The organism is Nocardia niwae NBRC 108934 = DSM 45340, from assembly GCF_001613465.1.
In the GTDB taxonomy this organism is placed as follows: Bacteria; Actinomycetota; Actinomycetes; order Mycobacteriales; family Mycobacteriaceae; genus Nocardia; species Nocardia niwae.
In genome coordinates this window covers 98,316-108,288 of sequence record NZ_BDCK01000022.1, presented here as the reverse complement: position 1 = coordinate 108,288, position 9,973 = coordinate 98,316, and the positions used below count along the sequence as shown (strand labels likewise).

The 9,973-nt window shown below is 66.8% G+C and carries 11 protein-coding genes; 3 read left to right on the top strand and 8 right to left on the bottom strand.

Going from position 1 to position 9,973, the window contains the following annotated elements:
- Positions 1-87: 87 nt before the first annotated feature.
- The 4 genes from NNI01S_RS14935 to NNI01S_RS34510 form a co-directional block, all read right to left on the bottom strand.
- Positions 88-675 (bottom strand): CBS domain-containing protein, encoded by a 588-nt coding sequence (locus NNI01S_RS14935; RefSeq protein WP_063020699.1) that lies wholly within the window; start codon positions 673-675, stop codon positions 88-90.
- 450 nt (positions 676-1,125) lie between these two features.
- Positions 1,126-1,503, bottom strand: a complete 378-nt coding sequence (locus NNI01S_RS14930; protein WP_063020698.1) for a DUF488 domain-containing protein — start codon at positions 1,501-1,503, stop codon at positions 1,126-1,128.
- 141 nt (positions 1,504-1,644) lie between these two features.
- Positions 1,645-2,406, bottom strand: a complete 762-nt coding sequence (locus NNI01S_RS33580; protein ID WP_157114799.1) for an SPW repeat domain-containing protein — start codon at positions 2,404-2,406, stop codon at positions 1,645-1,647.
- A 10-nt stretch (positions 2,407-2,416) separates the two neighbouring features.
- Positions 2,417-2,710 (bottom strand): hypothetical protein, encoded by a 294-nt coding sequence (locus tag NNI01S_RS34510; RefSeq protein ID WP_157114798.1) that lies wholly within the window; start codon positions 2,708-2,710, stop codon positions 2,417-2,419.
- A gap of 58 nt (positions 2,711-2,768) precedes the next feature.
- Here NNI01S_RS34510 and NNI01S_RS14920 point away from each other — a divergent pair, with 58 nt between their 5' ends.
- Positions 2,769-3,176, top strand: a complete 408-nt coding sequence (locus NNI01S_RS14920) for a VOC family protein (RefSeq protein WP_063020697.1) — start codon at positions 2,769-2,771, stop codon at positions 3,174-3,176.
- Positions 3,177-3,354: 178 nt separating this feature from the next.
- Here NNI01S_RS14920 and ligD read toward each other — a convergent pair whose 3' ends face one another.
- The 3 genes from ligD to NNI01S_RS14905 all read right to left on the bottom strand — a co-directional run bounded on the left by ligD (position 3,355) and on the right by NNI01S_RS14905 (position 7,526).
- Positions 3,355-4,296 carry a non-homologous end-joining DNA ligase gene (gene ligD, locus NNI01S_RS14915; RefSeq protein WP_063020696.1) on the bottom strand — a complete coding sequence of 314 codons (942 nt, stop codon included), beginning with the start codon at positions 4,294-4,296 and terminating at the stop codon, positions 3,355-3,357.
- Between the two features lie 222 nt (positions 4,297-4,518).
- Positions 4,519-5,967, bottom strand: a complete 1,449-nt coding sequence (locus NNI01S_RS14910) for an amidase (RefSeq protein ID WP_063020695.1) — start codon at positions 5,965-5,967, stop codon at positions 4,519-4,521.
- A 353-nt stretch (positions 5,968-6,320) separates the two neighbouring features.
- A complete protein-coding gene (locus tag NNI01S_RS14905) occupies positions 6,321-7,526 on the bottom strand; it encodes a site-specific integrase (protein WP_063020694.1) in 1,206 nt (401 codons plus the stop codon).
- Positions 7,527-7,915: 389 nt separating this feature from the next.
- Here NNI01S_RS14905 and NNI01S_RS14900 point away from each other — a divergent pair, with 389 nt between their 5' ends.
- Both NNI01S_RS14900 and NNI01S_RS14895 read left to right on the top strand, forming a co-directional pair.
- Positions 7,916-8,293 carry a hypothetical protein gene (locus NNI01S_RS14900; RefSeq protein WP_063020693.1) on the top strand — a complete coding sequence of 126 codons (378 nt, stop codon included), beginning with the start codon at positions 7,916-7,918 and terminating at the stop codon, positions 8,291-8,293.
- A 405-nt stretch (positions 8,294-8,698) separates the two neighbouring features.
- Positions 8,699-9,784, top strand: a complete 1,086-nt coding sequence (locus NNI01S_RS14895; RefSeq protein ID WP_063020706.1) for a protein kinase family protein — start codon at positions 8,699-8,701, stop codon at positions 9,782-9,784.
- Here NNI01S_RS14895 and NNI01S_RS36535 read toward each other — a convergent pair.
- Positions 9,681-9,914: a Tn3 family transposase gene (locus NNI01S_RS36535; RefSeq protein ID WP_157114797.1), complete on the bottom strand. Its 234-nt coding sequence runs from the start codon at positions 9,912-9,914 to the stop codon at positions 9,681-9,683. The genes NNI01S_RS14895 and NNI01S_RS36535 overlap by 104 nt on opposite strands.
- Positions 9,915-9,973 lie beyond the last annotated feature (59 nt).

Below are 9,973 nucleotides of genomic sequence, written 5' to 3'. Positions count from 1 at the left end.
TAATCCACAGTCCCCTCGAACCCATCGAAGTGACGGTCGGTGTGCCGCTCACGCAGAAGTTCGGATGTTGTGTCCGCCGGGTCGGTGTCAGTGCGCAGAGCCGGCCATAGCGGCCGGTGTCGCCGCGATGGTCACGGTACGGATACCGGGCACTGTGCGGATCAGGGCGATGGCGATGCGCCGTTCGGATTCGTCGGTGAACCGGCCGGAGATGCTGGCGTCTCCTTCTTCGACGGTGACATGCCAGCGCCGCAGGCCGGTGTATTGATCGACAACATTCTGTGCATCGGCCGCGAGTGCGTCGTCAGGGGTGAGCATGTTCCGTAACGCGTCGCCGCGGCTGAACATCCCGACCACACAACCGTCTGCGTCGACGACCGGCAGGCTGCGCACTCCCCGCGTTACCAGCCACCTCATGACCTCGGCCAGAGCTGCGCTGTCGGAGACCGACACCGCGGGTGCGGTCATCACGGCATCGACGGTGTCATCGAGTTCGCCGGCCCGCAACAGGTCACCGCTCGTGACTACCCCGATGAGGCGGTCATCCTGGGTGAGAACGGGCAACGCCGCATAGCCCAGTTCGGTGAGCCTCAGCGCCGCCTCGCGTACCGAATCAGTATGCCGCACAGCGATGATCGGTCTTCGCATGACCTCGTTTACCCGCATATTCCTCATTCCGTTCAACTCCGCTTCAACCAGGACCGGATCGCTCGAAGGGCGGACCACTTCACCGGGCCGTCCTCGTGTTCTCCGAGTGCTGCCTCTGTCTCGCAGTAGGCTGGTGGGAAAGTCCCGTCAGGGGCGGGCCGAGGCGGCGTTGCCGCCCCTGACGACGCGCACGGCCCTGGTGTCGGGCCGGGTCTCAGTCGCTCGGATTGCGCTGCTCCTACCTGCGACTTCTGCTCAACTCCATGATGGCGTGGAGTCGAGGCGATCGGTTGTGTTGATCCGACAATCAAGGCATCGGGATCTGTGGCGATAGCACAGCGCGGGTGTGTCAGGCGTCCTAGGTGACGGCGAGTTCGATCATCGTGCGAGCCTCTGCCGGTCCAGAATCGTCTCAACCCTGCGGGGTCGAGGTTTCTGCTGTGGCCTGGAGCACGCGAGACAGGCGGTCCTCGATTGTCACCGCGACCTGTTCGGGTGTGCGACGAGATCGGCGAGTACGGCGGCTTCGCTGATGTCGGTGTTCTTGGTGCCGGTCAGCAGCGTGAGCGTGCTACGGTCGGCCAGTTGGCGCAGGTGGGTGAGGGCGGCGGCGCGATCGGGTGCGGTCAGTTCGTCGCGGTAGCGGCGAGCGAATTCATCGAACAGGTTCGGGTCGTGGCCGTACCAGGTGCGCAGTTCGGTGGACGGAGCGACCTGTTTGCACCACTCGTCGAGGCGGGCTCGGGCCTTGCTGACACCGCGGGGCCAGAGCCGGTCCACCAGTACGCGGGTACCGTCCCGCGGGGTGGGGTCGTCATAGATTCTGCGGATCTGCACAATGCGTCGAGTCGTCATCGCCGACTCCCGGTTCTATCGCTGCTCGCCTTGCGGAGTCTCAGCGGGCCGAGCCCCCGGCGGCCGGTCCGGTCCTTGCCACACATCGAACGGTACGCCTACCAGGAGATCCCCGCCGCTGAGATCACGCATTCCACTGCATCACCGGAATCGTTCGCGGTAGCGCGCTTCGGCGGTGGCGGCGGCGGTGCCGCTGATATCCAGGGACTCGTCGCGCAGGTATCCCGTGCCACCGAGGAGGGTGACGAGGCAGCCGGATATCCAGGCCGTCCATGCGGCGCTGCCACCCGTGAAGCCACCGACCCACGGCGCGAGGAACAAGGCAAACCCTACGACGGCCAAGGCCAGGTAATCGCGCGTCGGATCGCCCGCGAGCAGCGACCACAGCGCGGTCACTGCGGTGAGGCCACCCAGCCCGATCATGACGGCAGTCGCCACGGCAGATGAGTGCACCACCGCCCCGGCCAGCACCACTGTCACGACTCCGACGACGAGTGCTGCCCGGCTTATCCAATAACTGAGGGCGCTGCGCTCGGCCGCGCCGGTGCTGTAATCGCGGATGCCGGACGCTGTGGGTGGATTACCCAGGGTCCATGCCGCGGCCCCGAGGGCCATGGCGAGAAACCCCGCCACCCACGCTGTCCACGCGGCGCCGCGATCAGGGACGAAACCGGCACCCAGCCAGGGCAGCAGGAACATCGCCAAGCCCACCACAAACAAGCCCCAATGATCGGGGGTTCGATTCCGCACCGGCAACGACAACACCCCGAAGAACGCGATGAACGCACCGAAGCCGAATGTCAGACCCTCCCCGACCCGAGTGGAACTCACTGTGATCGACGCCGCCACCGCGCCGATCCCCACCACCAGTGCTGCCCACCCCACCCACGTAGACCTTGCCATCAACTTCACCTCACTCCCAGCCTGTGGCTTCCCCCTGATCATCGGCTTTCGACCCTTGCTTCGACTTCACAGCACCAGACAGCTCACCGATGCCCTGCAGGCGTCGACTGCCGATACCGAACGCGCCTTCGTCCGCGAACGCACCGCCGACGCGCGAGCAGTCGTACTCGTCCGCGACGAAATTCCCTGGTCTGGCCCACGCAAACTCGACGACAAGAATCGTCCAGACCCCCCGCGCCTGGCCTGCTCTGCTCGATGTCCACCACGATGCGCAACTGCCACAGACCGGGATCGCAGCACGCATCACGCAGCACAACAACCGGTAGCGTTGAGTGATAGGGCGACGCTTCGAAAGGAAGCAAATGGGTATCGTGCAGGCCGCGTCGTGTTTTATGGAAGTGTCGGATTTGGATCGTTCGATACGCTTCTACTGCGACGTATTGGAATGCCGCGTCGCGATTCACGAGCCGGACGTCGCGCTGCTCTTGACACCCGATGGCTTCCAGCTCTACCTGCGAGTCAGCGGCACGTTTCACAGGCGCCACATCGGTGACCTGGGCGTCGTGTACCTCATCTGGTCCACCGACAGCAAGACAGAGCTGGACGGCATCGAACACCGACTGCGCGCTCATTACCCCAGTACCCACACCGCCCAAGCGAACGGGATCAGTTTCGTCGACGGTATCGACCCGGACGGTTGCCGCGTGCTGATCACCTACCCGAGCCCCGCAAAGCTTCCACGCGAAGTCATCGATCGTCGCTTCCGGTGACCGCCGGGAAAGGTCACAAGGAAGCGTTGCCTCCGTCTCGCCCCGGATTCCATTGCCATGGGTAAACCTTTCTGAAAGCGACCACGCTGCGCATGCGCCGCATCCGTGGGCGGATCGCGCTCCTCTCACTAGGAAATCGATCTGGCGATCAAAGCGCAATACAGTGTTGCATCGGATCCTATTTCGGCACTTTGGCCTCGTGTGGCGTCTTGTCCGGACGTAAGCCGCGCCAGCTGGGGTGGCGCAGCCCCTCCGACGTCGCCTCGCGATATTCGATGTCGGCGACGAGGACGGGCTCCACCCAGTGCGCGGCGGCGGCGACCGCGCGCGGCGGAGGAACATCGAAGGGCGTGTCCGGCCGGGACAACTCGTTCAGGCGCGCTTGCAAAGAGCGCCGATCGTGCATGGTCCATCCGGTGCCGACATTGCCGATGTGCGCGAGCTGGTCGTGGTCGTTGTAAGCGCCGAGCGCGAGCGAACCGAACGTCGCGGAGAACCGCCCCGTGCCGGGTAGCCAGCCCGCGACAACGACCTCCGTCGTCTTACGTAGCGGCGTCTTGATCCACAACGGCGAGCGGCGGCCCGGGTAGTACGCGGAATCGAGACGCTTGGCGACGATCCCTTCCAGACCGTGCTCGCGGGCGACGTCCATCAAAACCATGGGGTCGACATCGGCGTAGTACGGCGGGGTGCGGGCGAGTGGCCGGTCGAGTGCCAGTTCCGCCAAGCGCTCCCGGCGCGCGGTGTAGGGCAGAGACATGAGGGAAGCGTCGTCGACGCTCAGCAAATCGAAGGCCAGGTATTGCGCCGGGAAGGCGCGCAGCAAATCCGCACTCGGTGCGACCACATGCATCCTCCGCTGCAGGCGAGCGAACGACGGCGCCCCCGTCTTCGGATCGGGTGCGATTATCTCTCCGTCGATGATCAGCTCACCACGCTCACCCAGATCCGCCAGCACCGCGGTGAGCTCGGGAAACGAGCCGCTGAGATCCCGACTGTTGCGACTGTAGAACCGGCATTCCCCGTCCCGGCACCGCGCGATGGCGCGGATGCCGTCCCATTTCATCTCGAATGCCCACCGGCCGCCGTCTCGCGGCGGCTGTCCGGAGACGGCCAGCATCGGCGCAGGCGCTGACAGCACACCATCAGCATATATTCAGCAAACAGCCTGGCCGGGCGTGCCCGACGCCGGGACCGGTGACGGAGCGGTATCGGAATCGTGCGGTATTCGGTCCTGGCTGGGTACACGAGGGCTCGGCCGGTGTCCTCCCCGAAGGGTCGTGTGCGGGCGGGGCGGCGGCTGGGGCGCCGCCGCCGACGCACTGGTCCGATCCGGTGCACGCTAAGGTGCCTGGAAGCCGCCGATCTTCTGCTCGAGCAGTTCGGCCAGCCGCAGTGGGGTGCGGTCCTCGAACATCGGACCGATGAGCTGGACTCCCACCGGCAGACCCTCGGGCGATCGACCCGCCGGGATGGCGGTGGCGGGCAGGCCGGGCATCGTCGCCACACCGGCCCAGACGAGCTGGTCGAAGTACGGGTACTCGACACCGTCGATGTCGATTCGGCGTCCCAGCAGATCAGGGTTGTGGTTGTGCGGGAACGCGGGAGTCGGCGTGATCGGGCACACCACGGCGTCGAACTCGGCGAACAGCTGCCGCCAGCCGTGGCGGTGCAGCTCGCGACGGTGGTTCGCGGCCAGCCAGTCGCGGTGACCGAACACCATCGCGCGCAACCGGGCCGCGTCCAAACTCTGGTCGTCCGCGCTCAGTTCGGCTGCGCGGCTTCGCAACTGCTCGTACTCGTCGACGGGGAAGTATGCGACGGAGCCCGAGAACAGCAACTGCATGTAGAGTGTCGCGGCTTCGGTCACATCGGGCAGCAGCGGGCTGTGCCGTTCGACGCGGGCGCCGCCGTCGGCAAGCGCGTCGGCCACCCGGTTCACCCCTGCCCGCACAGCGGACCCGGTCGGAATGAGCGGATGCTCGTCGAGGACCAGGACTCGGAAATCGCGGAGCTGTTCGTGGCGCGCGGGCGGCAGAGCCAGATCGAACGCGACGCCGCGTGTCAGGGGGTCCGGGCCGGCCATCACGTCGAGCAGCAGCGTGAGGTCGCGGGCAGTGCGCGCCATCGGACCGACGACGGCGAGGTCGAGATCGACCGGCAATGCCGGCGCGGACGGCGGAACCATCCCGCGGGGCGCCGCCAGCCCGACTGTCGGCTTGTGCGCGTAGACACCGCAGAAATGCGCGGGGGTGCGCAGCGAACCGGCCAGGTCGGAGCCGAGAGACAGCGCACCGAATCCGGATGCCAGGGCCGCCGCCGATCCGCCGGAGGAACCACCCGACGTGCGACCGTGATCCCACGGGTTGTTGGTGGTGCCGTAGATCTCGTTGAAGCTCTGTATATCTTGCAGCCCCAACGGCACATTGGTCTTACCGAGCACCACCGCGCCGGCGGCCTTCAGCCGCGCCACCGCTACCGCGTCCTCGGCGGGCACATAATTCGCGTATTGCGGCATGCCCCAGGTCGTGGGCAGCCCAGCCATGTTGTAGCACTCTTTGACCGTCACCGGTATGCCGAGCAGCGGCCGGTCCTCGCCGCGGGCGCGCGCCTGATCGGCCCGACGTGCGGCGGCCCGCGCACGGTCGAAGGTTCGCACACAGATCGCGTTGATCGCCTTGTCGTCGCGCTCGATACGAGCGATCGCTTCGTCCGTCAGTTCCACCGAGGTCACGTCGCCGGCACGCAATGCGGCCGCGAGCTCTTCGGCCGACCGATAATTCCATTCCATGAATTCGACGGTATCGGTCTGCCGCGGCGGACATAAAATACCGATTCGCGCAAACAGGAAAGTCGAATGGGTGATCTTCAGTGCGAATCAACGCACTCGTTCTGTCATATCCCCCCAGGTCACGGTGTTGGCGGAGCCCACTCGATCGGCGCAGGCCATGGAATGCCGTTTCACGCAACGGGATAGATGTCACAATAGCTACCGCATTTCCCTCGGGCCGCAGAATGTTCGACCGGCCGCCGGTCTGGAGAAGTACGGCGAGATCGGTTCCGGACCGGAGATTCCGGAGACGTGCCCACGAGGCAGGTGGACCCCGTGTACCGCCGGAAATTCATTCAATTCCGAAACGGATTTCACAATCCGAGCTTGGTGACCGCGTTGTCTTCCAGCGGATTGGCGGTGCGAATGTAGCCGTGCACGGTGCGCGGGTTGGACCAGCGACCTTGGCGCATGATCTCGCGGTCGCTGGCGCCGCCGAGCGCGGCCTGGGTGGCGAAACCGGCGCGCAACGAATGACCGGAGAACAAGGCGGGGTCGAGCCCGGCCCGTGCGGCGTAGCGCTTGACCAGTTCGGCGACCGCACGACCGGACATGGCGTGGTCGCCGATCGCGCCGTGCCGGTTGATGGTGGGGAACAAGGGCAGCTCCGCGTCGGCGAGGGTGGTGCCGGTGAAGCCATGGCATCGGTGGATGTCGCCCGATCTCGCCGGATGGTCGGCGAGCCAGGCGCGGACGCCGCCACTCCCGGCGGTGGCGTGTTTTTCGCGTAGCCGCAGCCAATCGGCGAAGGCGCAGACCGGGCAGGTCGCGGGGCGGCGGCCGCGGGGGAGGGCCACGCGGTGTTCGGCCGCGCCGGTGGGGTCGGTCTTCGTCGCGGGCAGCCGGATCAGCAGAATCGGTTCGCCGGTGCTGTGGTCGGTGCCCATCTCGACGTCACCGATACGCAGACCGGCCAATTCGCTGCGGCGCAACGCCCCGGCGAACCCCATGAGCAGGGCCAGCGCATCCCGACGGCGAGCGGGTTCGCTGGGCCAGCCCGGTTCGGGCAGCCCGTCCAGCAGTTGATCCAGGGTGTGCAGCAGAACCGGGCGTTTGCGTTTGGGTCGGGTGCGACGGGTCCGGCGAATACCGCGCAACGTCAGCCGCACCACATCCGACCGTGTCGGCGACGGGAGGCCGTTGGCCGCGTGCACCGCGGCGATGGCGGCCGACTTGCGTTCCAGTGTCGCCGGGCTGAACGCCCATTCGCCGGTGTCGCGGCGCGCGTCGGCGGCCGCGGCCAGATAGACGGCCACGTCCAGTGCATCGGCGGGCAAGGCCTGCCTGCCCTCGGTGCTGCACCACGCCGACCACGCCACCCAATCGGACCGGTAGGCGCGCAGCGTGTTCGCCGATTGCGACGCTTCGAGATAGCGACGCAGCGAACCGGCTTGCGCGTCGTCGAAGCGATCGCGCACCAGCCGCAGCGCCGCCGCATCGACCAGGACGCTGTGCACACCACGGCGCAATTCCGTGCGCACCGACTCCGGGACCGCGACCACGCCGGATCGATCGTCCATGGTTCGACTCCCGCGTTCTCGGCTGTCGCACCGCATCATCCGGCGCGATATGCCAGCCTACGGCACCACGGCAAAGCGTCGGCCGTCCACGCGTATGCCGGTACCCGGTGAAGCCGTTGGTTCCTTTCGCTCCATGCCGCCGACAAGCAGCGGGAACTGCAATCAGCAAGCGTCACAGTGACATTACCGAAGGCGGCCCCGAAACTTTCTTGTAGCGACGTATAGTTCGCGTTGCTGCGACTACCTCAGGGAAGCGGTCTGGCCTCGCTTTCTTCGTCGTCATGACGTTGTGTGGAGTCCCGGGCCGGTCGCGGCGTGGGCTCGGCATAGCAGACGGACTTACGCGGCCAACCGTTGCCGTAGCGACGGCGTGTTCGCGTGCTTGCTCAGTGCGAGGGCGGGGGATTGTCTCGGGCCTGGATCTCGTAGCGGGCGCGGTCTTCCCGCTCGAGCTGGTCGAGTGGAAGCTCGGCGCGGCGCTGCTGTTCGTCGATGGGGGCTTGAACCCAGGCGCGTCGCTGGGCGCGGCGGGCGTCGTCACGGGCGCGGTCTTGTCGGCCGGCGGCGAATTCGCGGGCCGCGGTGAGGGCGTTGTCGCGCGCGGCGGTGTCGGCGGCTTCGGTGAGCAGGCGAGGCCAGGGGATTCGTGCGCACCGATGCGGGCACGCAGTTCGCTGAGTTGGGCGCGGGTGGCGTCGTGGCGTGCGGCGGCCTGGCTGAGCGCTTCTTCGGCGGCGGCGGCCTGCTCGCGCTCGAGGCGCGTTTGACGGCTGTTGTGGCGCATTCAGGTCGTCGCGCGAGCTGAAGGTTCGCGAGTGCGAGGCGGGCGAGCGTTCGTGGGACAGAAACGAACGTTTTCGCCCCAACCCACTGTGCGATCAGCGGCATTGTTCTGCGGGTCGGCGACATGCCGAAAAAGCCTGCGGCATCAGGCCGACACCTCGGCTTTCACTACATGGAGCCGTCGCGTGGAGATAGTGACGTAGAGTGCGATTCCGGGGGTAACCCGGGACGGTCGTGGGGGCCCGGACCGACCTCCTGACCGCTCCGGAGGCCGCCCGGCACGACCGTGTGGCCATGGCTGAATCGAGGTCGGCGTCCGCATGAAGGCCGCGGCGAATTCCTCTGACGCAGTGATGTCCTCGTCATCTGACATGGTGACGACCCGTGATATGTCGCGCCCAGCGCGTCTGCGCGCTCACAGCGCCGTCTCCACAGCCCTGGCGCTGCGCAGCGATCACGCGTTGCGCGAGCTTGTGGACGGGGCCACGCCGATCGGCGCCGGTATCGGCGGAAAGTCGGCGCTGCTGGAGATCGCGGGTACCCCGGTCTTCGTGAAGCGGGTCCCCCTCACCGACCTGGAACGACAGCCCGAGCACGTCCGGTCCACGGCAAATATATTCGACCTGCCGCAGTTTCACCACTACGGCGTCGGTCTCATCGGCGGGTCAGGCTTCGGGGCTTGGCGCGAGCTCGCCGTGCACATCATGACGACGAACTGGGTGCTCGCCGCCGAATGCGAGGGCTTCCCGCTGATGTACCACTGGCGAGTGCTGCCTGACGCGGGGCCGCTGCCGACCGAACTCGCCGACATCGATCTCGCCGTCGCCTACTGGGACGACCGACCGCAGGTACGCCACCGGATCGAGGCCCTGCGGGACTCGTCGGCGAGCATCGCGCTGTTCCTGGAGTACATCCCGCAGACCCTGCACCAGTGGCTGAACGTCCAGGTCGAGGCGGGTGCCGAGGCCATCGACCGGGCCTGCGCCATGGTGGAGCGAGAACTGGCCGCCGGGACAGCGTTCATGAACAGTCGTGGGCTGCTGCACCTCGACGCGCACTTCGAGAACATCCTGACCGACGGTCAACGCCTCTACTTCGGTGACTACGGCCTCGCGCTCTCCTCTGGGTTCGACCTCTCGCCGGAGGAGGTCGCGTTCTTCCACCAGAACCAGAGCTACGACCGCGGCTTCACCGCCACCTACCTGGTGAACTGGTTGCTCACCGCCTTCTACGGGTTCCGGTGGGAGGACCGGGAGATACGGGCGGCGATGGCATGCGCGATTGCTGAGGGCAAGCTGCCGGAGGGCATCCCGGAGGAGGTCGCCGCGGTCCTGACCCGGCACGCGCCGTTGGCCGCGCCGATGTCCGCGTTCATGCGCGCGTTCCAGCAGGAGAGCCGGAGCACCCCGTATCCGGACCAGGAGATCCGCCGCCTGCTCGACGGCCGGGCCGCGCGGAGCCCCGACGCCCGGTGACCGGCCGGTACGGTTTCATCTTGTTGATCCGCTGGATCCGCGGCAGCAGATCGAACCCCGGTAATTCGGTGCCGCCGAACCCGATTTCGGACCGACCATGGGTATCGACACTGCTGGATTCCACGGCCATCGCGGTGCCACCTTGATCGCACCCTTGTTCCGTTCGGTGATCTCGAGCCAGCTGCACTT

Excerpts from the sequence above, each read along its gene's own strand:
- NNI01S_RS34510 (WP_157114798.1), bottom strand. The coding sequence starts at position 2,710 with ATGCGTGCTGCGATCCCGGTCTGTGGCAGTTGCGCATCGTGGTGGACA.
- NNI01S_RS14910 (WP_063020695.1), bottom strand. The coding sequence starts at position 5,967 with ATGGAATGGAATTATCGGTCGGCCGAAGAGCTCGCGGCCGCATTGCGT.
- NNI01S_RS14935 (WP_063020699.1), bottom strand. The coding sequence starts at position 675 with ATGAGGAATATGCGGGTAAACGAGGTCATGCGAAGACCGATCATCGCT.
- NNI01S_RS36535 (WP_157114797.1), bottom strand. The coding sequence starts at position 9,914 with ATGGCCGTGGAATCCAGCAGTGTCGATACCCATGGTCGGTCCGAAATC.
- NNI01S_RS14895 (WP_063020706.1), top strand. The coding sequence starts at position 8,699 with ATGTCGCGCCCAGCGCGTCTGCGCGCTCACAGCGCCGTCTCCACAGCC.
- NNI01S_RS14905 (WP_063020694.1), bottom strand. The coding sequence starts at position 7,526 with ATGGACGATCGATCCGGCGTGGTCGCGGTCCCGGAGTCGGTGCGCACG.
- NNI01S_RS14920 (WP_063020697.1), top strand. The coding sequence starts at position 2,769 with ATGGGTATCGTGCAGGCCGCGTCGTGTTTTATGGAAGTGTCGGATTTG.
- ligD (WP_063020696.1), bottom strand. The coding sequence starts at position 4,296 with ATGCTGGCCGTCTCCGGACAGCCGCCGCGAGACGGCGGCCGGTGGGCA.
- NNI01S_RS14930 (WP_063020698.1), bottom strand. The coding sequence starts at position 1,503 with ATGACGACTCGACGCATTGTGCAGATCCGCAGAATCTATGACGACCCC.
- NNI01S_RS33580 (WP_157114799.1), bottom strand. The coding sequence starts at position 2,406 with ATGGCAAGGTCTACGTGGGTGGGGTGGGCAGCACTGGTGGTGGGGATC.